This is a genomic window from Microbacterium sp. NPDC055502, from assembly GCF_053643635.1.
In genome coordinates, this window is sequence record NZ_JBSHKJ010000001.1 from 90579 (window position 1) to 116902 (window position 26324).

Here is a 26324-nt window from a genome sequence, read left to right on the forward strand (position 1 = left end):
TCGCCCTGACCTGGTCGCGCCTCCCCCCGTGCGACCACGCCTGCATGACCCGTATGCCGCAAAGGAGCGCCTGCCGATGAGCAGCCAGATCGACCACCTTCTCGACGAGACCCGGAGATTCCCGCCATCGGAGGAGTTCGCGGCGCAGTCCGTCGCGTCACAGGAACTGTACGAGCGCGCCGCGGCGGATCGCGAAGGCTTCTGGGCCGAGCAGTCGCGCGATCTCATCCACTGGCACACGCCGTTCACCCAGGTCCTCGACTGGAACAACCCGCCCTTCGCCAAGTGGTTCGACGACGGCGAGCTCAACGTCGCCTACAACTGCCTGGACCGTCATGTCGAGGCCGGCAACGGCGACCGCGTCGCCCTGCACTGGGAGGGCGAGCCCGGCGACAGTCGTCGCATCACGTACGCCGAGCTGACCGAGGAGGTCAAGCGCGTCGCGAACGTGCTGGAGGGACTCGGCGTCGGTCACGGCGATCGCGTCGCCATCTACCTGCCGATGATCCCCGAGGCGATCGCCGCGATGCTCGCGGTCGCACGTGTCGGCGCCATCCACTCCGTCGTGTTCGGCGGATTCAGTGCCGACAGCCTCCGCTCCCGCATCGACGACGCCGGAGCCAAGCTCGTCATCACGGCCGACGGCGGCTACCGCAAGGGCCGCGTCTCGGCGCTCAAGCCCGCCGTGGACCAGGCTCTGGCCGACCGCGGCGACGGCGAGCAGCAGACGGTCGAGCACGTCCTCGTCGTTCGTCGTGGCGAGAACGAGGTGGACTGGACGGACGGGCGCGACATCTGGTGGCACGACGTCGTCCCGGCGGCCTCCGCCGAGCACACGGCTCAGGCCTTCCCCGCCGAGAACCCGCTCTTCATCCTCTACACCTCCGGCACCACGGGGAAGCCGAAGGGCATCCTGCACACCTCCGGTGGCTACCTCACGCAGGCCGCGTACTCCCACAAGTACGTGTTCGACCTCAAGCCCGAGACCGACGTGTACTGGTGCACCGCCGACATCGGGTGGATCACGGGCCACAGCTATGTGACGTACGGCCCGCTGGCCAACGGTGCCACCCAGGTGCTGTACGAAGGCACGCCCGACACGCCGCACCCCGGACGCTGGTGGGAGATCATCGAGAAGTACAAGGTCTCCATCTTCTACACGGCCCCGACGGCGATCCGGTCGTTCATGAAGGTCGGCCGCAGCGTCCCGCAGAAGTTCGACCTGTCGTCGCTGCGAGTGCTCGGATCGGTCGGCGAGCCCATCAACCCCGAGGCGTGGATGTGGTACCGCGAGGTCATCGGCGCGGGCAAGACCCCGATCGTCGACACGTGGTGGCAGACCGAGACGGGCGCCATCATGGTGTCGGCGCTCCCCGGCGTCACCGCCACGAAGCCCGGCTCGGCGCAGGTCCCCCTCCCCGGGATCACCCTCGACGTGGTGGACGAGCAGGGCGTCGAGGTCGGCAACGGCAACGGCGGACTGCTCGTGATCACCGAGCCGTGGCCGAGCATGCTGCGCGGCATCTGGGGCGACCCGGAACGCTTCCGCGAGACGTACTGGGAGAAGTTCGAGAAGCAGGGCTACTACTTCGCGGGTGACGGTGCACGGCTCGACGAGGACGGCGACCTCTGGCTGCTCGGCCGCGTCGACGACGTCATGAACGTGTCGGGCCACAGGCTGTCGACGGCGGAGATCGAGTCCTCGCTCGTGGCGCACGAGGCCACCGCGGAGGCCGCGGTGGTCGGGGCGTCCGACGAGACCACGGGCCAGGCGGTGGTCGCATTCGTCATCATCAAGGAGAGCTATCTCGCCGCCCACGACCCGGCGGGGCTCGCGCAGCAGCTCCGGCTCTGGGTCGGCGAACAGATCGGTGCCATCGCGCGCCCTCGAGACGTGTACATCGTCGGGGAGCTGCCCAAGACCCGCTCGGGCAAGATCATGCGGCGTCTGCTGCGCGATGTGGCCGAGGGCCGCGAGGTCGGCGACACGACGACCCTGGCCGACACCGCGGTCATGAGCATCATCTCCGCGCAGGTGAAGTAGCCCGCAGACGACGAACGCCCCCTCCCGTCGGAGGGGGCGTTCGCGTGTCGGGGTCAGGCGAGGCGGAACGTCACCTCGACCTCGACCGGGCTGCCGAGCGGGAGCTCGGCGACGCCGACGGCCGCGCGCGCGTGGCGGCCCTCGTCACCGAAGATCTCACCGAGCACCTCGCTCGCGCCGTTGATGACGCCGGGCTGGCCGGTGAAGCCCTCGGCTGAACCGACGAAGCCGCCCACCCGCACGACACCGGCGATGCGGTCGACCCCGCCCGCGACGTCGGCGGCCGCGGCCAGCGCGTTGAGGGCACACGTCCGCGCGAAGGCCTTGGCGTCCTCCGCGGAGACCTCGGCGCCGACCTTGCCCACCGCGGGCAGGGCGCCGTCGACGAACGGGAGCTGGCCGGATGTGTAGATGAGCCCGCCGTGGGCGACCGCCGGGACATAGGCGGCGACGGGAGCGGCGACGGCGGGGAGCTCGATGCCGAGCTCGGCGAGGCGCGTGGAGACGCTCATGCCTGACCCCCCTCGAACTGACGCGCGGCTTCGGCGGCGGCGGCGAGGCCCGCGTTCGCGGAGCCGTCGGTGGTCACCGGGCGCTTGAAGTACGCCACGAGGCCGCCTTCCGGTCCCTGCACCACCTGGACGAGCTCCCAGCCCTGCTTGCCCCAGTTGTTGAGGATCGCGGCGGTGTTGTGGATCAGCAGCGGCGTGGTCAGGTACTCCCACGTGGTCATGGCTCTCCTGTCGATCGGGACGCGAACAGGCCGAGCGGGCGTGTTCGTCAGAGGGTGTATTCAGGGAACTCCCCTACGATCAAGCGTATGCCCCACAAGAATCGCACGGTGAAGGGCGTGCTCGGCGGTCTCGTCGGGCTCGTCGGACTGAGCGCCGTCGCCGGTCTGCTCGTCACCGCCAGCGTCACCCCCGTCCTCGCGATGACGGGAGTCGCCGGCACCACGGCACTGACACTCTTCGACAAGCTCCCCGAGAACCTCAGCCCTGGCACGCCGATGGAGCAGTCGACGATCTACGCCACCCAGCCCGACGGCACGCCGGTCGCCCTCGCGTCGTTCTATGAGCAGAACCGCGTCCCCGTCACGTACGAGCAGATCAGCCCGGTGCTCTACGACGCGATCCTCTCCAGTGAGGACAAGAGCTTCTACAGCCACGGCGGAGTGAACCTCGGCGCCACCATGAAGGCGCTGATCGACAACGTCCGCGGCACATCCAGCCGCGGCGCCTCGACCATCAGCCAGCAGTTCGTGAAGAACGTGCTGATCCAGCAGTGCGAGCAGGACGTGGACACCACGTCGGACACGTACTCCGAGGAGCTCCAGCAGTGCTGGCTGGACGCGACGAACGCGGTCGGCAGCAAGGGCATCGAGCGCAAGCTGCAGGAGATGCGCTACGCGATCCAGATCGAGAAGGACTTCTCGAAGAACGACATCCTGCTGGGCTACCTGAACATCGCGAACTTCGGTGGCACGGTCTACGGCATCGAGGCCGCCGCCCGGTACTACTTCTCCACGACGGCGATGAACCTGACGGTCGCGCAGGCCGCGACGCTCGCCGGCATCGTGCAGAACCCCAACACGTACCGGATCGACAAGCCGGTGGAGGGCACGTACACCGACGATGCTCAGGTCGGACACAACAACGCCGCCGACGGCTACGCGGACACCCTCAAGCGCCGCGACTACGTGCTCTACCGCATGCTCGACGACGGCAAGATCACCCAGGCCCAGTACGACGAGGCGAAGGCCTCCCCGATCGTTCCTGCGATCAACCCGCCGACGCAGGGCTGTGCGGCCGCCGGCACGAACGCCTACTTCTGCCAGTACGTGCGCTCGATCGTCCTGAACGACGAGGCGTTCGGCGCCACGCCGCAGGAGCGGCGCGACCTGCTGCGCCGCGGCGGTCTGAAGATCTTCACGTCGCTGGACTACCGCATCCAGAACCCGGCGGCGCAGGAGATGGCCGACATCGTCCCGGCCAACTACGACGGCATGCACTTCGGTGCCGCAGGTGTGTCCATCGAGGTGGGCACCGGCCGGATCCTCTCGATGACCCAGAACACGATGTTCACCGAGACCCCGACCACCGATCCCGCCTACACCTCTCTCGTGTTCGCGGGCGACCGCAAGCACGGAGACTCCAACGGCTTCCAGGTGGGCTCGACCTACAAGCTGTTCACGCTGATCGACTGGCTCGAGAAGGGTCATTCGGTGCGCGAGACCCTGAACGGCCGCGTGCAGACCAACATGAAGTTCACCGCGGCCTCGTGCGGTGGGGGCACCATGGTCGCGAACACCAAGGAGATCGGCAACTTCGGCGGCGGCGGCGGCTCGACCGACACCGTGCTGAACTTCACGAAGAACTCGCTCAACAGCGGGTACTTCGCGATGGCCTCCAAGCTCGACCTCTGCGACATCAACAAGGTGGCCGACCGCCTGGGCGTCACGCTGGCCAACGGCGGCAAGACCACCGATGAGAACGTGCCGTACGACGTGCTCGGCGCGAAGAACATCTCGCCCATCGCGATGGCCAACGCCTACGCCACGGTCGCGAGCGGCGGCACCTACTGCACGCCGCGGGCGATCGACCGCGTGATCGGTCCGGACGGCAAGGACCGTGAGCTGCCCGCGTCGTCGTGCACTCCCGGCGTGATCTCTCCCGAGGTCGCAGCCACGGCCGCCTACGCGCTGCAAACCGTCATGGGCGGCGGCGGCACCGGCTCGCGGGCGAACCCGGGCGACGGCACCCCGCTGATCGGCAAGACCGGAACGCACAACACGTGGTCGACCATGATGATCGAGTCGAGCACGAAGGTCGCGACGGCCGTGTGGGCGGGACGCTGGCAGGGCCAGGAGAACATCTACCGGAAGAGCTACGGTCGCTGGAATCTCAACGACATGCGCTACCCGCTGGCCCGCGCCGCGCAGGCGGCCGCGAACGAGGCCTACGGCGGCGACCGCTTCCCCCAGCCGGACAACAACCTGATCCGTCAGGAGCTCAAGGCCGTTCCGAGCGTGGTCGGCATGTCGCAGGACCAGGCGCGCTCGACCCTCGAGAACGCGGGCTTCCAGGTGGCGATCGGCGGAGAGGTGGACAGCGACCTCGCGGCCGGCCTCGTCGCGGCACAGGACCCGACGGGCGAGGCTGCGACGGCTGCCACCGTGACCCTCTCGATCAGCAACGGCCGTGGTGCCGTGGTGCCGTCGAACATCGTCGGGATGTCGCGAGACCAGGCGGACGCCGCACTCAAGGCGGCTCGAGTCGCGTCCTACGAGTTCGACAATTCGTGCAACCCGCCGGGGTCTGCGGTCGCGGTGACCAATCCGGCACCGGGCACTCCTGTCAACAGCAGCACCACCGTGGTCGTGACGTGCCAGTAGGTTCGTCGCGCTCGGCTCATCCGGCCCTCATCGCGCTCGGCGCGGTGGGGGCCGTGGGCGCCGCCGCCGCGGTGTGGGGCGTGGGAATCGAACGTTACCTCTTCACCGTGCGCGAGGTGTCCGCCTCGGCGTTCGCCCCCGGCACCCCTCCCCTGCGCATCCTGCACGTGTCCGATGCGCACATGGCCCCGTGGCAGCACCGCAAGCAGGACTGGCTCGCGTCGCTCGCGCAGCTGCGGCCCGACCTGATCGTGAACACCGGCGACAACCTGGGTCACGAGCGCGGACTCGAGGGGATCCGCCGCGCGTTCGCCCCGTTCGCCGGCATCCCCGGGGTCTTCGTGCACGGCTCGAACGACGTGAACGGCCCCGCGCCGCGCAATCCGCTGCGCTACTTCTCCGGACCCTCGCGGCGCCACCGCGAGCCGACCGTGCTCGACACGGAGTCGATGGACCGCTTCTTCACGGACGAGCTCGGCTGGACCGACCTCAACAATCGCGCGGCGCGACTGACCCTGCGTGGCACCGCCGTCGACCTGTTCGGCGTGGACGACGCACACCGCGACTGGGACCGCCTCGACGCGCTCCCCTCGGCCATCGAGGGCCTGGGCCCGCGCGAGCCCGGAACGGCGGTGCTGGGCGTCACGCACGCGCCGTATCAGCGCGTGCTCAACGGTTTCGTCGACCTCGGCGCCGACGCCATCCTCGGCGGTCACACGCACGGCGGGCAGGTCTGCCTCCCCGGCTACGGCGCGCTCGTGGCGAACTGCGACATCCCGCTGAAGCAGGCCAAGGGACTCAGCACCTGGACGCACGACGGCCGCAGCGTCCCGCTGAACGTGAGCGCCGGCTGCGGGCACTCGATCTACGCGCCCGTGCGTTTCGCGTGCCGCCCGGAGGCGACGCTGCTCACGCTGATCCCCCACTCGTGATCACCGCCCCGATTGGGCGCTCAGGGGATTTCCCTGTAGACTCGGAGGGTTGCAAACGGGGTGTGGCGCAGCTTGGTAGCGCGCTTCGTTCGGGACGAAGAGGTCGCAGGTTCAAATCCTGTCACCCCGACCAGTGACACCGGAAGGCCGCCCCCACGGGCGGCCTTCTCTGTATCGGAGAGCGTGCGAAAGGGGACCGCATGGGGACGCTCCTGCCTCCGCCGCGTCGCGCCACCCGCATCTGGGCGCTCGCCCTCGGCGTCCCGTTCCTCGCGGGGCTCGCCCTGCTCACGCTCACGCCGTCCCGGGTCGAGCATGCGGTCCCGAATCTGCTCGACGTGATCGTGTCGCTCACCCACCGGCTCGGCTGGACCGCACTGACGTTCACGCGGCTGGAAGTTCTGTCGAACATCGCGGTCTTCGTGCCCCTCGGCGTCCTCGCGTTCCTGCTCCTCCCCCGCCGTGTGTGGCCGCTGTCGCTGCTGGTCGGACCGGCACTTTCTCTCGCGATCGAGACCGCGCAGCACCTCGCCCTGCCCCACCGCGATGCGACGATGAACGACGTGCTGGCCAACTCCACCGGGGCCACCCTGGGCGTGGCCCTCGCCCTCCTGTGCACGCTGCTCGCAGCTCCACGCTCTTCACGGCTGCGACCTCCTAGGCTGGAGGCATCATGACCTCGCCCGCACTCGTCGCCTTCGACCTCGATGACACCCTCGCCCCCTCTAAGGGCCCGATCGACCCGCGGATCTCCGGCCTCCTGCGCGAGCTTCTCCGCAGCGTCGACGTCGCCATCATCTCCGGGGGCAACGAGCCCCAGTTCCGCACACAGGTGATCGCCCAGCTCGCCGATGCCGACGCCGCAGCTCTCGCCCGGCTGCACCTGCTGCCGACCTGCGGCACCCGCTACCTGCGCCACGACGGCGCCGACTTCGCGCCGGTGTACGCGCACGACCTGAGCGACGACGAGAAGGCGTCCGCTCTCACGGCGCTCCGCGAGGAGGCGGAGCGGCTCGGCCTGTGGGAGACCGACCCCTGGGGCGACATCCTGGAGGACCGCGGCTCGCAGATCACGTTCTCCGCGCTCGGGCAGCGGGCTCCGCGGGAGGCCAAGCACGCGTGGGATCCGTCCGGCAGCAAGCGCGCGGCCCTGCGCGACGCGGTCGCCGCCCGACTCCCCGGGCTCGAGGTGCGCTCGGGGGGCTCCACCTCGATCGACATCACCCGCGTCGGGATCGACAAGGCGTTCGGCATGAGGCAGCTCTCCGCGCACACGGGCATCCCGTTGGACGCGATGCTGTTCTACGGCGACCGGCTCGACGAGGGCGGCAACGACTACCCGGTCCTCGCGATCGGGGTCCCGTCGATCGCCGTCGAGGGCTGGGAGGACACCGCCACCCGCCTCGAAGCCCTGCTGCCCACCCTCACGTCGCGCGTCTGAGGCGGCGGCCGGTGCCGGACACCCGGCCTGGCTTGGCTCTAGCATGGCGTCATGGATGCCCTGCAGATCGTCGTCCTCGTCGCAGCGCTGGCCAGCCTCGTGTGCTGGATCCTGTCGCTGATCACCCGTGACACGTCGTGGGTCGACCGCGCGTGGTCGATCGTCCCCGTCGTCTATGTCTGGATCTTCGTGGCCGGCGCCTTCACCGCCGACGCCGGATCAGCGCGCATCGTGCTGATGGGGATCCTGGTGACGGCCTGGGGCGCGCGGCTCACGTTCAACTTCGCCCGCAAGGGCGGCTACACCGGCATGGAGGACTACCGCTGGGCGATCCTGCGGAAGCGGATGCGCCCGTGGCAGTTCCAGGTGTTCAATCTGCTGTTCATCATCGGGTACCAGATGACCCTGCTCGTGTTGATCACCCTTCCGGCATGGCTGGCCGCCCAGCACCCCACCGCGTTGACCGGGTGGGACGCGTTGTTCACGATCGCATTCCTCGGGTTCCTGGTCGGCGAGACGGTCGCCGACCAGCAGCAGTGGAACTTCCACCAGCGCAAGAAGCAGGCTGGCGGTGACCTCGCGCCCGGCTTCGCGACGACCGGGCTGTTCCGCTACAGCCGACACCCCAACTTCTTCTTCGAACAGGCGCAGTGGTGGGCGTTCTACGCGCTGGGCGCGACCGCGGCCGCCACCGCGGGGGCCGGGGTGCTCGGGGGCGTGCTGAACCCCACGATCGTCGGCGCCGCGCTCCTGACGGTGCTGTTCCTCGGCTCGACGATTTTCACGGAGTCGATCACCGCGTCGAAGTACCCCGCATACGCCGACTACCGGCAGACCACGTCGATGCTCGTGCCGTGGCCACCGCGGCGCCGCGCCGTGGCCCCGCAGTCGTAGCGGAACCCGGCACGGCGACGTCAGCGGACGACGGCCCCCGCGGCGTCGCGCGCGACAGGCACCAGACGCGTCAGCTGCGTGACGTGGGCCGGCTCGAGCTCCGCCAGCGACGCGACGCCGAGGAGACGCATGGTCCGCTCGATCTCACTGCGCAGGATCGCGATCGTCCGGTCGACGCCCTGGCGGCCGCCCGCCATCAGGCCGTAGAGGTACGCGCGGCCGATCAGCGTGAAGTCCGCCCCGAGCGCGACCGAGGCCACGATGTCGGCGCCGTTCATGATGCCGGTGTCGATCATGACGGTGAAGTCGTCGCCCACGGCCCGGCGCACCTGGGGCAGCAGGTGGAACGGGATCGGCGCGCGGTCGAGCTGACGACCGCCGTGGTTCGACAGCACGATGCCGTCGACACCGGCGTCGCGCAGTCGCACGGAGTCCTCGACGTTCTGCACGCCCTTGATCACGATGCGACCGGGCCAGATGTCACGGATCACCGCGAGATCGTCATAGCTGATCGTGGGGTCCATCGCGGCGTCGAGCAGCTCGCCGACCGTGCCGCCGGTGGAGCTCAGCGACGCGAACTCCAGCTTGGGCGTGGTCAGGAAGTCGAACCACCACCAGGGCCGCGGGATCGCGTTGACGATCGTGCCGAGCGTGAGCTGCGGCGGGATGCTGAAGCCGTTGCGCTTGTCGCGCAGCCGGGCACCGGCGACCGGCGTGTCCACCGTGAACTGCAGCGTGTCGAAGCCCGCGGCGGCGGCACGGCGTGCCAGCTCGTACGAGATCTCGCGGTCGCGCATGACGTAGAGCTGGAACCAGTTGCGCCCGTGCGGGTTCGCGGCCTTGACCCCCTCGATCGAGGTCGTACCGAGCGTGGACAGCGTGAACGGGATGCCCGCCGCGGCCGCAGCGCCGGCACCGGCGACCTCCCCCTCGGTCTGCATGAGCCGCGTGAACCCGGTCGGGGCGATGCCGAACGGCAGCGCGGACGGCCCGCCGAGGATCTCGACCGTCGTGTCGACATCCGGCGCGGGCTTGAGGATGCCGGGGTGGAACTCCACGTCCTGGAACGCCTGGCGGGCGCGGCTCAGCGACAGCTCGCCCTCCGCCGCGCCATCGGTGTAGTCGAACGCCGCCTTGGGCGTGCGGCGCTTCGCGATCGTACGGAGGTCGTCGATCGTGAGAGCCGCGTCGAGCCGGCGCTTGCGGCCGTCGAGCTCGGGCTTCTTGAACTTCATGAGCTCCAACAGCTCGGCGGGGTTGGGGAGCTGGCGCTGGACCATGGCGTGCCTCTCAGTCGTGGGGGTGGATGTCGCGGGTGAGCCCCGCGGACGTGTAGTAGCCAGTGATGTGGGCGCGGACCAGCGCGCGGGCCGCCTCCGCATCGCCCGCGTCGATCGCGGCGACGAGGGCGTGGTGCTCGGCGCGCAGCCGTGTCGCCATCGTGTCCCAGTCGGGGATCGCGGCGGCTCCGGCGAGCACATACGACTCGATCGACGACCGCAGCCCCGCCATCATCGCGGCGATGACCGTGTTGCCACTGCCCTCGGCGAGCGACAGGTGCAGCTGGGCGTCCAGGGCGAGGAACTCGGACGGGGTCAAGCCCGCGGCGTCCATCGCGTGCAGCAGCTCGTGGGCCTTCGCGGTGTCGCCGCCGCCTCCGGACGCCAGGGCCGCGACGACCGCGTCCTCCAGCACCAGGCGGGTGCGCACCACATCGTCGAGCGGGAAGCCCTGCGCCGCGACCTGCAGCCGCAGCAGCGCGGACATGCCCCCGGTCGGCGTCGCGATCACGATCGCTCCCGCCTGCGGGCCCGATCCGGTCGCGGTGCGGATGAGGCCGAGCACCTCGAGCACGCGGAAGGCTTCGCGCACGCTGGAGCGTCCGACACCCAGGTCGCTCGCCAGGTCGCGCTCCGACGGCAGCCGGTCGCCGGGGCCGAGGCGTCCGTCGAGGAGGTCGCGCTCGATGTGCTCGAGCACGAGTCGCCATGCTCGCGCCGGCTGCTCCTCCGCCATCCCGCCTCCTGTGGTCTGACCACAGCGTACCCCGTGTGGTCAGACCACGCAAAGCCGCCCGCCTCGCGAGGAGACGGGCGGCAGCGAGAGCGATCAGGTCACCCCAGGCGCCCGCCCGACTCTTCCAGGTAGCAGGTGCCGCACAGCGACTCGTAGGTGGTGAGCTCGGGCGACGCGGAGCCGTCCGCGCCCTCGTCGATCGCCACCTGATCTCCGTCGAACACGAAGCGGCCGCCGACGACGCGGCCGTTGAACACCGCCTTGCGCCCGCAGCGGCAGATGGTCTTGAGCTCCTCCAGCGAGTGCGCGATCGCCAGCAGCCGCGCGGAGCCGGGGAACGCGTGGGTGAGGAAGTCGTTGCGGATGCCGTAGGCCATCACGGGGATGCCGTCTTCCACCGCGACCCGGAACAGGTCGTCGATCTGGGAGGCCGTGAGGAACTGCGCCTCGTCCACCAGCAGGCACGCCACGTCGATCGGGGCCGTCGGCAGCAGCTCCTCCTCGGTGGAGCGCCGCATGCGCGTACGATGCTCTGCGAACAGCGCCCGCGCGTCGTCCTCCGGCCCGATCAGGAAGTCCACCTGCCGCGTGACGCCGAGGCGGCTCTCGATCTCCGCCGCGCCCTTGGTGTCGATCGCGGGCTTGGCGAGCAGCACGTGCTGGCCCCGCTCCTCATAGTTGTAGGCAGCCTGCAGCAGGGCGGTCGACTTGCCCGAGTTCATCGCGCCGTAGCGGAAGTAGAGCTTCGCCACGGTCCGGTCTCAGGCGTTGATGCCGAGGGCGGCGGCGGTCGCCGCCGTGGACTCCTCCGCGAGCGCCGGATCGGCGTTGAGCTTCTGGCCGAAGGTCGGGATCAGCTCGCGCAGCCGCGGCTCCCACGCGGGGAACTCGCCCGGGAAGCACTTCTTGAGCAGATCGAGCATGATCGGCACGGCCGTGGAAGCCCCCGGAGAGGCGCCGAGCAGCCCCGCGATCGAGCCGTCGCCGGCGGCGACCACCTCGGTGCCGAACTGCAGCACGCCGCCCTTCTTCGCATCCTTCTTCATGACCTGCGCGCGCTGACCGGCGTTGATGAGCGTCCAGTCCTCGTCCTTCGCGGTGGGCATGAACGTGCGCAGGCTGTCGACCTTCTTGCGGTGGTTCTTCATCAGCTCGCTGATCAGGTAGGTGATCAGATCGGGGTTCGCGAACGCCACCCGCAGCATCGGCCACAGGTTGTGCGCGCGCACCTGCGTCACGATGTCGAGCATGGAGCCGTTCTTGAGGAACTTCGGGCTGAAGGTCGCGAACGGGCCGAACATCAGCGACGCCTCGCCGTCGACCACGCGGGTGTCGAGGTGCGGCACCGACATCGGCGGCGCACCGACGGACGCCTGCGAGTACACCTTCGCCTTGTGCTGAGCGACGATCTTCGGGTTCGTGGTCTTGAGGAACTGCCCACCGATCGGGAAGACGCCGTAGCCCTTGATCTCCGGGATGCCCGACCGCTGGAGCAGCTTGAGCGCCCAGCCGCCCGCCCCGACGAACACGAACTTCGCCTTGATCTGGTTGGGCGTGCGCCCCACCGTGGTGCGGTAGTTGAGGAGCCAGGTGCCGTCCTTCTGGCGCTTGAGAGACTTCACCTCGTGGTTCGTGCGCACCGAGACGCCGGACTCGCGGAGGTGATCGAACAGCTGGTGCGTCAGGGCGCCGAAGTCGACGTCGGTGCCCGCGGGCACCCGGGTGGCGGCGAAGGGCTCGCCCTTGCGTCGCTTCTGCATCAGCAGCGGCGCCCAGGTGTTGATGACGCGGGAGTCCTCGCTGTACTCGATGCCCGCGAACAGCGGCTGCTCCTTGAGCACCTCGTAGCGGTTCCTGAGGTACGCCACGTCTTTCTCGCCGCGCACGAACGTCATGTGCGGGGTCGCGTTGATGAACGTCGACGGCGCGTCCAGCACACCCTTCTCGACGAGCGACGACCAGAACTGCCGGCTCTGCTGGAACTGCTCGTTGATCGACACGGCCTTCGCGGGGTCGAGCGGAGCATCGCCCTGCTGCGGCATGTAGTTGAGCTCGCAGAGCGCGGCGTGCCCGGTGCCCGCGTTGTTCCAGGGATTGGAGCTCTCCTGCGCCACGTCGGACAGCCGCTCGAAGGCGACGATCTTCCACTCCGGCTGCAGCTCGTGCAGCAGAGTACCCAGGGTGGCGCTCATGATGCCACCACCGATCAGCACGACATCGACGTTTTCAGTCACCCGACCAGTCTAGGGCGTGGCTCGGGGCCGATCGTCCGCCGGGCGACCCCGCTCGGGCACGCCGGAGCCCGCTCCCCCGTGCGGCGGGAGCGGGCTCGGCGTCGTCCGTTCTCAGTTGCGCGGAGCGGTGTACGTCAGGTCGAAGCTCATGTTGGCGCTGCCCGGATTGTTCTCGTGCACCTCCGCCGACATGACGTTGACGCCCGGCCGGAGCAGCGACACCGGCACCGTGAAGGACGCGCGACCGGCCGCCGCCTTGCCGGGTGCCACCGAGGACGACGCGAACGTCGTCTGGCGGAGGGTCGCATCGGCCGGAAGATTCGACCGCCCGATCTCCACGCCGTTGAGGTAGACGGCCACCCCGTCATCCGCGATCACCGACACGGTTCCGTCGTGCAGACCCGTCAGGTCGTCGACCGTGAAGGCGGTCCGGAAATGCGCGCTCTGCGGTTTGACCGCGAGGTCGTCCGGGTCGATGTCCGTCGCCGCACCGGCGACCCCGCGCGCCAGCACCGCGGGGCCCGTGTGCCAGGCGGACGCGTCGAACTCCACCGTGTTCCAGTCCGCGGGGAGCGGATCGGCGGAGTACCGCCACGACCACGTCGCACCGTTGGCGATGAACGTGTCCGTCGACGGCTGCCCGGGCTGCACGGCTGCGTCCGGGGTGACGGCCTCGTCGGGCGCGACCGGAGCGGGAGCGGGGGCCGGAGCAGCGGCGTCGGCAGCCGCGGCGACACCCGCCGTGGTCGCGGAGCGGTTGCCCGCCGCATCCCGCGCCCGGACGTAGTACGTCGCAGCCTCCGACGACGCCGGCGCCGTGTAGCTCGCCGCCGTCGTCGACGCGATCACGCGGTTGCCGCGCAGCACCTCGTAGGTGACCGAGCTCGAATCCGAGATGCGGTTCCACGTCAACGTCGTCGCCCCGCCGGCCGGGGTGACCGTGAGGCCCGTCGGCACAGCGGGGGCGACGGAGTCCCTCGGAGCGAACCGCACGAAACCACCGGACCATTGCCGGGAACCACCCGCACGGACCGAGCGGGTGATGTCGCCACCCGCCCACAGCACACCCGTGCTGTCGAAGAACGAGGCCCAGGCGCCGTGCCCCTCGCGCGCCTGAAGATCGGGCGCGAACTCGTAGACGTGTCGACCCGTCACCGCGTCCCAGACGCCGATCAACGACATGTCGTCGATCTCCGAGGCAGTCGTCGGCGTCTCCGGGTTCGTGTAGGCGTCTTCATACACCCAATCACCGCAGTGACACCCGGCGGCGATGAGGGTCGAGTCCGCGTTCTGGGCGATCGTCTGGAAGTCGCCGCCCTTCAGCGTGACGTTTCCACTGATCAGGCGGAAGTCGGTGCGGTCGTAGGAGAACAGGGAGTGCTGGGATCCGCCGAGCCACAGTCGACCGCCCGTCTCGGTCACCGCGTTCTGATAGACCCACCCCGTGGGGTTCCCCGCGGCGTCGTACATCGGCCTGCTGAACGTCGGCGTCCAGTGCGGCGTGACACCGGCGGCACCCGCCGTGGTCTGCAGGGCCGCAGCGCTGGTGGTCGTGATCGCCCCCTGCATCGTGAAGTAGCCGGCGAAGTACGCACGATCGCCGGCCGCCGACGCGTCCACGGACATGCTCGTGCCGTTGAGGTTGGCATTCCAGGCCGTGTCCGGCCGGCCGGTCGTGAGGTCGATCCGGCCCCCGTCCCACGCGCTCGCGCTGACGGTCGACGAGGCCGCCCGAAGGTGGGTGAACGAACCGGCGACATACAGGTAGTCCCCCTGCACGTCGAAGTCCCGCACGTACGGCACCGCCCCCGCCGCCCGATGCTCGGCGACGACCTGCGGACCGGACAGCTGCCCGGTCGCCGGGTCGAGGAAGGCGATCGCGGCCTGCGGAACGCCGTTCACCGTCGAGAACTGGCCGCCGATGGCGACCCGCCCGTCGGGAAGACCGGCGATCGCCTTCACCTGCCCGTTCAGGACGGGCCGGAACGACGAGACCCACGCGCCCGTGCCGAGGGCGAACGCGGCGAGGTAGGGCTGCGCCACCTGACCGGCGCCCGCCTCCGACTGCTGGACCGTGGCGAAGTTCCCGCCGACGAACACGTTGCCGCCCGCCTCGCCGAAGGACGCCACCTCGGTGTTCGCCTCCCCGGACAGCCCGTTGGCGAGCCCGGCGACACCCCACGTCGTGGTCATGGCGTTGCTGTTGGGAATCGCGGACTGCGTGATGGCCGGAGCACCCTGGGACCCGATCGTGCCGTAGTCGAGGTCTCTGGTCATGAGCTTCGGCTGAAGGAACACCTGGGCGAAGGGGCGCGCCTTGCCCCTCGTGCCCGCCGGAGCCCACAGGTACGACGACGGGTCTTCGTTCCCCGACACCTGCGCCCCGAACGACCAGCCGTTGCGGAAGCGGTACGGCAGATCGCCCTCCTCGAAGCGGACGCGCTTGGTGCCGGTGTCGACGCCGAACACGGCCGACGTCCCGCCGCTGCCGGTGGTCTTCGACCGCTCCCCCGGGTTCTTGAAGGAGAACGACGTGAGGACGTGCCCGCCGCCCATCGTCCACACCCAGCGGTCGCGGTTGGCGAAGGAGAAGCGCACCTCCTGCCACGCCGAACCCGCCGTGTCGAGCGCGCGACGGACACGCACGCCCTCCTGCAGCGCGTCGACGCGACCGCCGTCGAGCAACCCGTCGATCGTCTTCGACGACAGCTGCGCGGGCGCGAACGCCGCAGTGCCCGCCGGGGTGTCGCGGATCTGCTCGGGTGTTCCCACACCGTTGTAGCCCTCCTTCCACCCCTCGCGGCCGCGGCCGATGAGCACCCATCCGCCTCCGCCGGTGGTCTGATCGCAATAGAACTGCTGTGGCGCCACGAGCCGCGGAGTCACCAGCCAGTACACGCCGTCCGGCGCGGTCGGATCGTTCTGCTTCACCTCCCAGCACGACGCCGCGGCCGTCTCCTGCGTCAGGCCATCGGGAGCCGCCGCCGCAGACGCCGGCGCACCCCCGACCACCAGCGAGCCCGCGATGGTCGCCGTCACCGCGGCCGCCGTCGCCAGGGCACGACGGAATCGTGCCCCCCGTGATCTCCGATCGAGACCCATTCGTCCTACCCCCAGAATCCACGCCCCTCCGCGCGCACGCGCCGCGGCGCCTGCGCCCCCGCGGAGGGACGACCAGGAGCCGCCCCGATCGGGACGGCCCGGCTAGGAGGTCTCCGTCGGGACCCGCGGATGCGCGGAGCGGCGACCTCGGCCGGCTAACACGTTACCTGCCGAGCGGTTCGATCCTTGAGCATGCCGATATGCGATGACGGTCAGGTCCCGCTGTCCCCGTGGGCGGGACGGTCCCGCGCCCCGGGTCAGCGCACGGGGGCCAGGCGCTCCGCGAGCACCTCGGCGATCTGCACCGCGTTCAGCGCGGCTCCCTTGCGGAGGTTGTCGTTGCTGAGGAACAGCACGAGCCCCTTGCCCTCCGGCGCGGACTGGTCGGCGCGGATGCGACCGACGAAACTCGGGTCCTTGCCGGCGGCCTGCAGGGGCGTCGGCACCTCATCGAGCACGACCCCGGGGGCCGCGCTCAGGACCTCGCGCGCGCGCTCGGGCGTGATGTCCCGCGCGAACTCGACGTTGATCGAGAGGGAGTGACCCGTGAACACCGGCACCCGCACGCACGTCCCCGCCACGCGCAGACCCGGGAGCTCGAGGATCTTGCGGCTCTCGTTGCGGAGCTTCTTCTCCTCGTCGGTCTCGTTGTCACCGTCGTCGACGAGGTTGCCCGCGAACGGGATGACGTCGAACGCGATCGGTGCCACGTACTTCTCGGGCTCCGGGAAGTCGACGGCAGAACCGTCGTGCACCAGCTCCAGGGTGTTGCCCTGAGCCAGCACGCCCTCGACCTGGCCCAGCAGCTCCTGGGCGCCGGCGAGACCGGAGCCGGAGACCGCCTGATACGTCGAGACGATGAGCCGTTCGAGCCCGGCCTCGGCGTCGAGCGCCTTGAGCACCGGCATGGCCGCCATCGTGGTGCAGTTCGGGTTGGCGATGATGCCCTTCGGACGGGCGTCGATCGCGTGCGGGTTGACCTCGCTCACCACGAGCGGGACCTCGGGGTCCATCCGCCACGCGCTCGAGTTGTCGACCACGACCGCGCCCGCCTCGGCGAACCGCGGCGCGTAGGCACGGCTCGCGGTCGCGCCGGCGGAGAACAGGGCGATGTCGATGCCCGCGGGGTCCGCCGTCTCCACGTCTTCCACGATCACGGTCGCGCCGCCGAACTCGATCGCGGTGCCCGCGGATCGCGACGACGAGAACAGGCGCAGCTCGCGGATCGGGAACGACCGCTCCGCGAGAATCTCGCGCATCACGGTGCCCACCTGGCCGGTGGCGCCGACGATGGCGACGGAGAGTCCTGAATCGGAGATGCGGGTCATGAGGTTCCTTGGCTTCGTGCGGTACGGCGTACGAGGCTTCGGGCGCGGCGACGGGATGCGGAGGCCACGCCTGGCGCCGGTGTCAGGGTTTCGGTGAGTCTACCGTGCCGACAGCGGCCGACCGCCCGCGTGACGGCGCCGTGACGACGTCGGCAGGATCCGGGCGGCCGATGGCAGGATCAGCGACCGGTGCCGGCGTGGACCGTCGCCTCGGCCTCGCCGTCCAGCCCGTAGGCGGTGTGCACGGTGCGGGCCGCCTCGGCCAGGTCGTCGGCGCGCAGGACCACCGAGATGCGGATCTCCGACGTGGAGATCATCTCGATGTTGATGCCGCCCTCCGACAGCGCCTCGAACAGCGTCGCCGACACACCCGAGTGCGTGCGCATGCCCGCACCGACGACCGAGAGCTTGCCGATCTGGTCGTCGTGCACCAGGTTCAGGAAGCCGACCTCGGCCTGCTCACCCGCAAGGGCCTTCAGGGCTGCGGTGGCATCCGCCTTCGGCACCGTGAACGAGATGTCGGTGCGTCCGGTGGACGCGGCCGACACGTTCTGCACGATCATGTCGACGTTCGCGCCCGACTTCGCGACGATCTTGAAGATGTCGGCGGCCTTGCCAGGAACGTCGGGCACGCCCGCGACCGTGATCTTGGCCTGGCTGAAGTCCGTGGCGACTCCGGCGACGATGGGCTCTTCCATGGCTGCTCCCTCGGCTTCGCGAGGGTTCTTCATGCCCTCGCCCAGAACGTACGTGCCCTCGGCCGACGAGAAGGTCGACCGGGCGTGGATCAGGACGCCGTGACGGCGTGCGTACTCGACCGCGCGGATGTAGAGCACCTTCGCACCGTTCGCCGCGAGCTCGAGCATCTCCTCGCTCGACACGTGGTCGAGCTTCTGCGCCCTCGGGATCACCCGCGGGTCCGCGGTGAAGATGCCGTCGACGTCGCTGTAGATCTCGCAGACGTCGGCGTCGAGCGCTGCCGCCAGGGCCACGGCGGTGGTGTCGGAGCCGCCACGGCCGAGGGTGGTGATGTCGCGGGTGTCGCGGTTGAAGCCCTGGAACCCGGCGACGATCACGATCGCACCCTCGTCGAGCGCCTCACGGAGCCGCACCGGCGTGACGTCGACGATGCGCGCGGCGCCGTGCTGCGAGTCCGTGATCATCCCGGCCTGGCTGCCCGTGAAGGACCGCGCCTCGAAGCCCATCGAGTGGATCGCCATCGCCAGCAGCGCCATCGAGATGCGCTCACCGCTGGACAGCAGCATGTCGAGCTCGCGCGGTGCCGGGATCGGCGCCACCTCGTTGGCGAGGTCGAGCAGCTCGTCGGTCGTGTCGCCCATCGCGCTGACCGCGACCACCACGTCGTGGCCCGCACGACGGGTGTCGACGATGCGCTTGGCGACGCGCTTGATGCTCTCTGCGTTCGCGACGGACGAGCCGCCGTACTTCTGCACGATGAGGGCCACGTTCACTCCCGGGGATGACGGGCGGATCCGCCCACGCTCATTCTACGGATCGCGCACATGCCCGACCGCGCATGTGACGGACACGGAGGCTCCGCCGAGTACACGGCTCTGGGGAGCCGCGAGGGCGACGGGCTCAGAGGGCGAGGGGCTCAGAGGGCGACGGGCGGGGCCGGGGTGGAGGACGGCGGGGGCACGGGGCGCAGCCGCCCGCCGGTCGCGGCGAACCAGCAGCCGACGATGATCAGCGGGAAGCCGATCAGCAGTCCCGGTGTGAGGGGCTCGGACAGGACGATCGCCCCGAGGACGATCGCGACCACCGGGTTCACGTACGTGAACAGCGGGGCGCGCACCGGGCCCACCTCGCGGATGAGAGCGAAGAACGCCAGGAACGCCAGCGCCGTGCAGATCACCGCCAGGGCGAGCAGAGCCCCGAGCGAGGGCAGCGTCGGCACCTCGTGCTGTGTGAGGAGACCGATCGGCAGATAGACGAGGCCGATCATCAGCAGGGACAGCGTGATGGTGCCCAGCGACGGCACGTCGGCCAGCTTTCGCGCCACGATGAAGGGCGCGATCGCGTAGAGCACCGCGACCAGCAGGACCTCACCCGCCGCCAGCAGACTCACGTCGCCGCCGAACAGACCGGGGCCGGCCACCACGATCGCGACGCCGACGAAACCCACGAGCAGACCGATGCCCCGGGCGGGGCGCAGCACGCCGCGGTCGCCGCCTCCGAGCGCGATCAGCGCCGCGAACAGCGGAACCGTCGCGACCAGGAGCCCCGTCATCCCCGACGGCAGCGTCATCTCCGCGTGACCGAGGAGCACGAAGGGCCCGGCCATCTCGACAGCGCCGAACGCGAGCACCCAGGGCCAGTGCCGGAGCGCCGCGCGCAGGGCTCCGCTGCGCAGCGCGAACGGCAGCAGCAGCAGCGCCGCGATCAGCGTGCGGCCCGCGACGATCGCCGGCGGGGAGATCGACTCCACCGCGATGCTGATGAACAGATAGGGCACGCCCCACAGCAGGGCCATGACTCCGAAGAGCAGCCAGCCCCGGCGCGTGAAGCCGGAGTGCGGGGTCACAGCACGCGCCGCCCCTCGAAGGCACGACCGAGCGTGACCTCGTCGGCGTACTCGAGGTCGCCGCCCACGGGCAGCCCCGACGCCAGGCGCGACACCGTGATCTGCATCGTGGTGAGCAGCCGGCTCAGGTAGCTCGCGGTCGCCTCGCCCTCCAGGTTGGGGTTCGTGGCGATGATGACCTCCTGCACCGTGCCGTCGGCGAGGCGCGTCATCAACTGCGCGATGCGCAGATCGTCCGGTCCGATGCCCGCGATCGGGCTGATGGCGCCGCCGAGCACGTGGTACAGGCCACGGAACTCACGCGTGCGCTCGATCGCCGCCACGTCTTTCGCATCCTCGACCACGCAGATGAGCGCCTGATTGCGACGGGGATCACGGCAGATCGCGCACCGCTCCTGCTCCGCGACGTTGCCGCAGATCTCGCAGAAGCGCACGCGCACGCGGATCTCGGTGAGCAGCTCGGCCAGCCGCGCCACGTCGAACGTGGGCGTCTGCAGGATGTGGAACGCGATGCGCTGCGCGGACTTGGGCCCGATGCCGGGAAGCCGGCCGAACTCGTCGATCAGCTCTTGGACGATGCCGTCGTACATCAGGAGAACCTCGTGGGGGGCTCGTAGGGCTCTTCGCGAAGGAACGTCGCTCCGAGCACCTGGCGGATCACGGCCTCACCGTAGCGCTGCACGCCCCCGGCGGCGGGGGTGCGCTCGACCACGACGGGCGGGGTGGCGACCGACGGAGCGGCGGCCCTGGACGGCTGCGCGGTGGGGCGCGCCGCTGGTGGGGCGGACGGGGATCGCGGCTCGTACGCCGGCTCGTACGACGGGTCGTAGGGCGGCTCGTCGTCGAAGGCGGGCGCCTCGTCGTCTCCGGGCAGCGGCGGCTCGTCGCGGTCCACGGCACCGTCGGCCGGTGGAGCGGGCGCGGACGAGGCGGCCTCGACCTCTTCGGGCTCCTCGTCGACCGCGAGCGCCGGGGCGGCGGCGGCCACCGGCTCCGCGGTGGGGATCGCGGCCACGGCCCACTCGGTCACGGGCGCGGCGGAGTCGCTGCGGACCTGCGGGCGGGCTCGCGCCGCTGAGGCAGGCTCCGATGCGGGTGCGGCGTCGGCGGGGGCGCTGGACCCGGAGGATGCGGGCTGGCGCGGCGCTCCCCCCTGCGGCATCGGCGCCGGCAGATACTTCACCCGGACGCCGACCTCCTGCTCGATCGCGGAGCGCAGGTGGTCGGACGGACCGGAGCCGGGCGTGGTGCCCTTGAACTTCGCCACGTCGTGCTGGCTCGTGAACCCGAGCGTGAGCACCTCGGAGTCGGTGTCGTACGCGAGCGGCTGCACCGCGGTGGCGAGCAGCCACGACGTGCGGCTGATGCCCTCGAGCCGGGTGAGCACCGACGGCCACGCCGCGCGGATGCGGTCGAACGTGACCGGGCCGGCGGGGGGCGGCGAAGACACGGACGGCGCCGACGCGGTGTCGTCGGCGGCGGCTGAGCCTCCGGCGTCGGAGCCCCCGGAGGCGGAGGTGGAGGCGGAGGTGGAGGTGGAGGTGGCGCGGTCGGGGCTCGCGGGATCGGAGGCCCGATCGGACGACACCGCCTCATTCGCCGCGGAGGACGCGGGCGCTGCGGGAGCCGACGCGGCCGGTGCCACGGTCGAGGCGGGCGTCGGCACAGCGGGAGCAGCGGACGGTGCCGGGGCCGGTGAGGGTGCAGCGGGAGCCCCGGACGAGGTGGGCGTCGCCGACGTTCCCGGCGCGGCAGACGCCTGCGCCATGGCCGGTGCGGGTGGCACGGCAGACGGTGCTGCGGCCGCGGCCGACGCGGGAGCCGCAGCCGGCGCGGGGGCCGATCCCCCGACCGCGGACGACGCGGTGCCGGGAGCAGCGCCCGCGCCCGAGGCCTCCGCCAGCACTCTCGCGACCATGAGCTCGAGGTGGAGGCGGGGCGACGTGGCGCCGGACATGTCGTCGAGGGCCGCGCTCACGACGTCGGCCGTGCGCGAGAGCCGGAGCGCCCCGAACGCCTCGGCCTGGCGGCGCATGCGGTCGAGCTCGTCCTCCGCGATGCCGCGCAGCACCGCGGACGCCCCCGAGCCCACGGCGGCGATCACGATCAGGTCGCGCAGGCGTTCGAGCAGGTCGTCGACGAAGCGCCGCGGATCCTGCCCGGTCTGCACCACGCGGTCGATCGCGGGGAAGGCCGCGGCGGCATCGCCCGCGGCGAGCGCATCGACGATCTCGTCGAGCAGCGCCCCGTGCGTGTAGCCGAGCAGTGCCACGGCGCGCGCGTAGCCCACGGTGACCGTCTCCGACCCAGCCGGGGAGTCGGACCCGGCGATCAGCTGGTCGAGCAGCGACAGCGTGTCGCGGGGACTGCCGCCGCCCGCACGCACGACGAGCGGCAGCACGCCCTGGTCGACGACCACGCCCTCCTCGGCGCACAGCTTCTCGACGTACTCGAGCATCGCGGCGGGCGGCACGAGCCGGAACGGGTAGTGGTGCGTGCGCGAGCGGATGGTCCCGAGGACCTTCTCGGGCTCGGTGGTCGCGAAGATGAACTTCACGTGCTCCGGCGGCTCCTCCACCAGCTTCAGGAGCGCGTTGAACCCCTGCGGCGTGACCATGTGCGCCTCGTCGAGGATGAAGATCTTGTAGCGGTCGCGGCTCGGGGCGAAGGTGGCCCGCTCACGCAGGTCGCGCGCGTCGTCGACGCCGTTGTGACTCGCCGCGTCGATCTCCACCACGTCGAGCGACCCGCCGCCCGCGCGGGACAGCTCCACGCAGCTCGGGCACGCGCCGCACGGGGTGTCGGTCGGGCCCTCGGCGCAGTTCAGGCAGCGCGCCAGGATGCGGGCCGACGTGGTCTTGCCGCAGCCGCGGGGACCGGAGAAGAGGTAGGCGTGACCCACGCGGTCTCCGCGCAGCGCCGTCATGAGCGGATCGGTCACCTGCGACTGCCCGATCATCTCGCCGAACGTCTCGGGGCGGTAGCGGCGGTAGAGGGCTGTGGTCACCACCCCAGCCTACGGCGTGCCACCGACGTTCGGCGGGTCGCGCCCCCTCCTCGACGGAGGAGGCGCGGCCCGGCTCAGTCGATCGGCTCGACGACCGGAATCGCGGTCGTGATCACCGGCACCGAGGCCGACAGGCGCGTGCCGTCGTCGCGCCGCGCATCGGCGAACTCCCGCAGCGTCGGCCGCCCGGCGATCACGGGCCCCTGGTCGGCCAGCCGCACCACCGCCGGGTCCTCCAGCGTCGCGAAGTACGCGGTGTCACGCACGCTGAAGGGCACCGGAGGGCCGCTGCGCACCTCGACCCGCAGCTCCTCGCGCGTGACCGTCACGGTGAGCGCCGAGCCCTGCCACTGCAGCGGGAACGACAGCGACGGCCACCCCGCCGGGAGCCGCGGGTCGAAGCTCAGGTCGCCCGCGTAGTCGCGCATGCCGCCGAAGCCGCACACCAGCGCCGTCCACACCCCGCCGGCCGAGGCCACGTGCACGCCGTCCGACGCATTGTGGTGCAGGTCGTGCAGGTCGACGAACAGCGACTGCTCGAAGTACTTCTGCGCCAGATCCTGGTACCCCACCTCCGCGGCCAGGATCGACTGCACCACGGCCGACAGCGTCGAGTCGCCCGTGGTCAGCGGGTCGTAGTAGTCGAAGTCGGCCTTCTTCTCCTCCGGCGTGAAGTGGTTGCCCTGCAGGAACAGCGCCAGCACCACGTCGGCCTGCTTCAGCACCTGGAACCGGTAGATGACCAGCGGGTGGAAGTGCAGCAGCAGCGGCCGCTGATCCGCCGGCGTGTTCGCCAGATCCCACACCTCGCGCTCCAGGAACAGCGAGTCCTGCGGGTGGATGCCCAGGCTCTCGCTGTACGGGATGTACATGGCCTCGGCCGCCCGCTCCCACGACTCCGCCTCGCCCGGCCCCAGCCCCGTGCGCTCGACCAGTGCCGCGTAGTCCTCGGGGTAGCTGTCGCGGATCTCGCGCACCACCTTGGCCGCGTAGCGGAGGTTGTAGCGCGCCATGACGTTCGTGTACAGGTTGTCGTTCACGACCGTCGTGTACTCGTCCGGCCCCGTGACGCCGTGGATGTGGAACGTCTGCAGGCCGTCACCCGCGTCCGACTGCTCGACCAGCCGCGCACCGCGCCAGAATCCGAGCGTCGCCCACAGCCGCGCCGTCTCGATCGCGATGTCGGCACCCTCGCGGCGCAGGAACGCCTCGTCGCCCGTCGCGCGCACGTACTTGCCCAGCGCGAAGCTGATGTCGGCGTTGATGTGGTACTGCGCCGTGCCGGCCGCGTAGTACGCCGACGCCTCCTCGCCGTTGATCGTGCGCCACGGGAACAGCGCGCCCGCCTCGTTGAGCTGCGCCGCCCGCCGACGGGCGGCGGGAAGCATCTTCACCCTGGCGCGCAGCGCGTTGTACGCCCACCGCGGGGTCGTGTAGGTCAGGAACGGGAGCACGTAGATCTCGGTGTCCCAGAAGTAGTGGCCGCTGTAGCCCGAGCCCGTGAGGCCCTTCGCCGGGACGCCGGCCCCGTCCGCGCGCGCCGAAGCCTGCGCGAGCTGGAACAGGCACCAGCGGGTGGCCTGCTGCAGGTCGTCACGCCCGCCGATCTGCACGTCGCTGCGCTCCCAGAACGCGTCGAGCCATTCGCGCTGCCGCCGGAACACCGACTCCACGCCCTCATCGGTCGCGCGGTCGAGCGAACGACGGCACCGGTCGACCAGCTCCCGCGTCGGCACGCCCCGCGAGGTGTGGTAGCTGACGAGCTTCGTGATGGTGATCGGCACGCCCGCCTTGGCCTGCACCCGGAACACGTTCTTCGCGATGTCCGGCTCGCACAGGGTCCTGGCGTTGTACTGGTTCTCGGTCTCGACGATGTGGTCGGCCACCACCGCGACGGTCATGCCCGACGCCGCGACCCGGTACGACAGCGCCGAGCGCAGCCCATCCTGCCAGTGCTCCGCGGGCTCCAGCACCCGGTCGGCGATGCGCTCCGCCTTGCGCGGGTCGAAGCCCGCGCCGCTCTTGGCTCCGATCGGCGTCCCCGCGTAAACACCGGCGCCGTCCTGGCGGTTCAGCAGCTGGCAGCTGATCGTGACGGGCGCGTCCGCGTTCTCCACCACGACCTCGAGGCGCAGCACCGCGAGGTGACGCTCCTCGAAGCTCACCAGCCGCTGATCCCGCATGCGGACCCGCTTGCCTGACGGCGTCTCCCACACCACGCGACGCTCCAGCACGCCCGTGCGCATGTCGAGCGTGCGGGCGTACTCGCGCACGTCGGCGTCGTCGAGCGAGATCGGCTCGTCGTCGACGTACAGCCGCATCACCTTGGCGTCCGGCGCGTTCACGATGGTCTGCCCCACCTCGGCGAACCCGTAGGCCTGCTCGGCGTGGCGGATCGGCCAGGTCTCGTGCAGCCCGTTGATGAAGGTGCCGTGCTCGTGCGCACCGCGGCCCTCGATGTGGTTGCCGCGCAGGCCGAGGTAGCCGTTGCCGACCGAGAACAGCGTCTCGCCGACACCCTCCTCCGAGTAGTGCGTCTCGATCAGACGCCACGGGTCGACGGGGAAGCGGTCGCGGTCGATCATGCGGTCTCCGGGATGTCGGTGCGGGTGTCGGGAAGCAGGGCAGCGAGGTCGTCGACCACGTGCGTGGCGCCGGCGGCGCGCAGCGCGTCGGCACCGGTGCCGCGGTCCACGCCGATCACGGTCGCATAGCCGGCGGCGGCGGCGGACGCGGCACCGGACGTGGCGTCCTCGACCGCGACGCTGCGGGCGGGGTCGACGCCCAGGCGGACGGCACCCGCCGCAAACATGTCCGGCGCGGGCTTGGAGGCCAGGCCGTCGTGCTCCGCGACCACGCCATCGACCACGACGCGGAAGAACGAGCGAATGCCGGCGGCGGCGAGCACCTCCTCGGCGTTCTTCGAGCTCGACACGACGCCCATCGGCACACCGGCCGCGTGCAGCCGCTCGACCAGAGCGAGCGAGCCGGGGAACGGGGCGATGCCCTGCCCGCGCAGCGACGCCGCGAAGGCAGCGTTCTTGCGGTTGCCGATCCCGCACACGGTCTCGGCCGAGGGGTCGTCGTCGACCGATCCCCACGGCACCTCGACGTTGCGGCTGCGCAGCAGGCTCGCGACCCCGTCATAGCGCTTCTTGCCGTCGACATACGCGAAGTAGTCCTCGTCGGTGTACGGCGGGGTGATGCCCCAGCGCGCGAACACGTCGTCGAAGACGGCCTTCCACGCCCTCATATGCACCTCGGCGGTCGGCGTGAGCACGCCGTCGAGATCGAACAGCACTCCATCGGCGAGGAGCAGGTCGGGCAGCGCTTCTGGCACAGGGCCTCCAGGAGAAGGGCGAGGGACGGATCGGCACCTCTCCGTGC

20 protein-coding genes and 1 tRNA gene are annotated in these 26324 nt (G+C 70.7%); 7 read left to right on the forward strand and 14 right to left on the reverse strand.

Going from position 1 to position 26324, the window contains the following annotated elements; all coding sequences use genetic code 11:
• The first annotated feature begins 76 nt into the window (after nt 1-76).
• The gene (acs, locus tag ACWH95_RS00505; RefSeq protein ID WP_136032166.1) at nt 77-2044 is read left to right on the forward strand and encodes an acetate--CoA ligase; all 1968 of its coding nucleotides are present in this window, start codon (nt 77-79) and stop codon (nt 2042-2044) included.
• 53 nt (nt 2045-2097) lie between these two features.
• Here the strand turns inward: acs and ACWH95_RS00510 are convergent, their stop codons facing one another.
• Together ACWH95_RS00510 and ACWH95_RS00515 are read right to left on the reverse strand one after the other, a co-directional pair.
• Nucleotides 2098-2556 (reverse strand): RidA family protein, encoded by a 459-nt coding sequence (locus ACWH95_RS00510; RefSeq protein WP_136036890.1) that lies wholly within the window; start codon nt 2554-2556, stop codon nt 2098-2100.
• Nucleotides 2553-2777 (reverse strand): hypothetical protein, encoded by a 225-nt coding sequence (locus tag ACWH95_RS00515; protein WP_136032162.1) that lies wholly within the window; start codon nt 2775-2777, stop codon nt 2553-2555. Before ACWH95_RS00515 ends, ACWH95_RS00510 begins: the two co-directional genes overlap by 4 nt.
• 87 nt (nt 2778-2864) lie before the next feature.
• Between ACWH95_RS00515 and ACWH95_RS00520 the strand changes: the two genes are divergently transcribed.
• From ACWH95_RS00520 to ACWH95_RS00545, 6 genes are all read left to right on the forward strand, one after another.
• A complete protein-coding gene (locus tag ACWH95_RS00520) occupies nt 2865-5438 on the forward strand; it encodes a transglycosylase domain-containing protein (RefSeq protein ID WP_240744587.1) in 2574 nt (857 codons plus the stop codon).
• A complete protein-coding gene (locus ACWH95_RS00525) occupies nt 5429-6370 on the forward strand; it encodes a metallophosphoesterase (protein ID WP_136032160.1) in 942 nt (313 codons plus the stop codon). Before ACWH95_RS00520 ends, ACWH95_RS00525 begins: the two co-directional genes overlap by 10 nt.
• 56 nt (nt 6371-6426) lie before the next feature.
• Nucleotides 6427-6503, forward strand: a tRNA-Pro gene (locus ACWH95_RS00530).
• A 67-nt stretch (nt 6504-6570) separates the two neighbouring features.
• On the forward strand, nt 6571-7047 hold the full coding sequence (locus tag ACWH95_RS00535) for a VanZ family protein (RefSeq protein WP_136032158.1): 477 nt from the start codon (nt 6571-6573) through the stop codon (nt 7045-7047).
• On the forward strand, nt 7044-7811 hold the full coding sequence (locus ACWH95_RS00540; protein WP_454119991.1) for an HAD-IIB family hydrolase: 768 nt from the start codon (nt 7044-7046) through the stop codon (nt 7809-7811). The genes ACWH95_RS00535 and ACWH95_RS00540 overlap by 4 nt, the downstream gene beginning before the upstream one ends.
• A 51-nt stretch (nt 7812-7862) precedes the next feature.
• On the forward strand, nt 7863-8705 hold the full coding sequence (locus ACWH95_RS00545; RefSeq protein ID WP_206252934.1) for a DUF1295 domain-containing protein: 843 nt from the start codon (nt 7863-7865) through the stop codon (nt 8703-8705).
• Between the two features lie 20 nt (nt 8706-8725).
• Here the strand turns inward: ACWH95_RS00545 and ACWH95_RS00550 are convergent, their stop codons facing one another.
• The 12 genes from ACWH95_RS00550 to ACWH95_RS00605 form a co-directional block, all read right to left on the reverse strand.
• Nucleotides 8726-9985, reverse strand: coding sequence for an alpha-hydroxy acid oxidase (locus tag ACWH95_RS00550; protein ID WP_136032153.1), 1260 nt, complete (start codon nt 9983-9985; stop codon nt 8726-8728).
• A gap of 10 nt (nt 9986-9995) precedes the next feature.
• The gene (locus ACWH95_RS00555) at nt 9996-10721 is read right to left on the reverse strand and encodes a FadR/GntR family transcriptional regulator (protein WP_454119992.1); all 726 of its coding nucleotides are present in this window, start codon (nt 10719-10721) and stop codon (nt 9996-9998) included.
• Between the two features lie 98 nt (nt 10722-10819).
• Nucleotides 10820-11473 (reverse strand): thymidine kinase, encoded by a 654-nt coding sequence (locus ACWH95_RS00560; RefSeq protein ID WP_136032149.1) that lies wholly within the window; start codon nt 11471-11473, stop codon nt 10820-10822.
• 9 nt (nt 11474-11482) lie between these two features.
• Nucleotides 11483-12913 (reverse strand): malate dehydrogenase (quinone), encoded by a 1431-nt coding sequence (gene mqo / locus ACWH95_RS00565; protein WP_240745413.1) that lies wholly within the window; start codon nt 12911-12913, stop codon nt 11483-11485.
• A gap of 153 nt (nt 12914-13066) precedes the next feature.
• Nucleotides 13067-15994 (reverse strand): fibrinogen-like YCDxxxxGGGW domain-containing protein, encoded by a 2928-nt coding sequence (locus tag ACWH95_RS00570; RefSeq protein WP_454119993.1) that lies wholly within the window; start codon nt 15992-15994, stop codon nt 13067-13069.
• A gap of 320 nt (nt 15995-16314) precedes the next feature.
• Nucleotides 16315-17385 (reverse strand): aspartate-semialdehyde dehydrogenase, encoded by a 1071-nt coding sequence (locus tag ACWH95_RS00575; RefSeq protein WP_136036897.1) that lies wholly within the window; start codon nt 17383-17385, stop codon nt 16315-16317.
• 179 nt (nt 17386-17564) lie between these two features.
• Entirely contained in the window at nt 17565-18851 is a 1287-nt protein-coding gene (locus ACWH95_RS00580) for an aspartate kinase (RefSeq protein ID WP_136032141.1), read from the reverse strand.
• 149 nt (nt 18852-19000) lie between these two features.
• Nucleotides 19001-19930 (reverse strand): DMT family transporter, encoded by a 930-nt coding sequence (locus ACWH95_RS00585; RefSeq protein WP_454119994.1) that lies wholly within the window; start codon nt 19928-19930, stop codon nt 19001-19003.
• Nucleotides 19927-20520 carry a recombination mediator RecR gene (gene recR / locus ACWH95_RS00590; protein WP_136032137.1) on the reverse strand — a complete coding sequence of 198 codons (594 nt, stop codon included), beginning with the start codon at nt 20518-20520 and terminating at the stop codon, nt 19927-19929. The genes ACWH95_RS00585 and recR overlap by 4 nt, the downstream gene beginning before the upstream one ends.
• Nucleotides 20520-22937 (reverse strand): DNA polymerase III subunit gamma and tau, encoded by a 2418-nt coding sequence (locus ACWH95_RS00595; RefSeq protein ID WP_454119995.1) that lies wholly within the window; start codon nt 22935-22937, stop codon nt 20520-20522. Before ACWH95_RS00595 ends, recR begins: the two co-directional genes overlap by 1 nt.
• 74 nt (nt 22938-23011) lie before the next feature.
• Nucleotides 23012-25522, reverse strand: coding sequence for a glycoside hydrolase family 65 protein (locus tag ACWH95_RS00600; protein WP_136044210.1), 2511 nt, complete (start codon nt 25520-25522; stop codon nt 23012-23014).
• Nucleotides 25519-26277: a beta-phosphoglucomutase family hydrolase gene (locus ACWH95_RS00605; RefSeq protein ID WP_136034889.1), complete on the reverse strand. Its 759-nt coding sequence runs from the start codon at nt 26275-26277 to the stop codon at nt 25519-25521. The genes ACWH95_RS00600 and ACWH95_RS00605 overlap by 4 nt, the downstream gene beginning before the upstream one ends.
• Between the last annotated feature and the right edge of the window lie 47 nt (nt 26278-26324).

What these genes read in the sequence shown, in the direction of transcription:
- acs (WP_136032166.1), top strand. Translation starts at nt 77, where the DNA reads ATGAGCAGCCAGATCGACCACCTTCTCGACGAGACCCGGAGATTCCCG.
- ACWH95_RS00510 (WP_136036890.1), bottom strand. Translation starts at nt 2,556, where the DNA reads ATGAGCGTCTCCACGCGCCTCGCCGAGCTCGGCATCGAGCTCCCCGCC.
- ACWH95_RS00515 (WP_136032162.1), bottom strand. Translation starts at nt 2,777, where the DNA reads ATGACCACGTGGGAGTACCTGACCACGCCGCTGCTGATCCACAACACC.
- ACWH95_RS00520 (WP_240744587.1), top strand. Translation starts at nt 2,865, where the DNA reads ATGCCCCACAAGAATCGCACGGTGAAGGGCGTGCTCGGCGGTCTCGTC.
- ACWH95_RS00535 (WP_136032158.1), top strand. Translation starts at nt 6,571, where the DNA reads ATGGGGACGCTCCTGCCTCCGCCGCGTCGCGCCACCCGCATCTGGGCG.
- ACWH95_RS00540 (WP_454119991.1), top strand. Translation starts at nt 7,044, where the DNA reads ATGACCTCGCCCGCACTCGTCGCCTTCGACCTCGATGACACCCTCGCC.
- ACWH95_RS00545 (WP_206252934.1), top strand. Translation starts at nt 7,863, where the DNA reads ATGGATGCCCTGCAGATCGTCGTCCTCGTCGCAGCGCTGGCCAGCCTC.
- ACWH95_RS00550 (WP_136032153.1), bottom strand. Translation starts at nt 9,985, where the DNA reads ATGGTCCAGCGCCAGCTCCCCAACCCCGCCGAGCTGTTGGAGCTCATG.
- ACWH95_RS00555 (WP_454119992.1), bottom strand. Translation starts at nt 10,721, where the DNA reads ATGGCGGAGGAGCAGCCGGCGCGAGCATGGCGACTCGTGCTCGAGCAC.
- mqo (WP_240745413.1), bottom strand. Translation starts at nt 12,913, where the DNA reads ATGAGCGCCACCCTGGGTACTCTGCTGCACGAGCTGCAGCCGGAGTGG.
- ACWH95_RS00575 (WP_136036897.1), bottom strand. Translation starts at nt 17,385, where the DNA reads ATGACCCGCATCTCCGATTCAGGACTCTCCGTCGCCATCGTCGGCGCC.
- recR (WP_136032137.1), bottom strand. Translation starts at nt 20,520, where the DNA reads ATGTACGACGGCATCGTCCAAGAGCTGATCGACGAGTTCGGCCGGCTT.
- ACWH95_RS00600 (WP_136044210.1), bottom strand. Translation starts at nt 25,522, where the DNA reads ATGATCGACCGCGACCGCTTCCCCGTCGACCCGTGGCGTCTGATCGAG.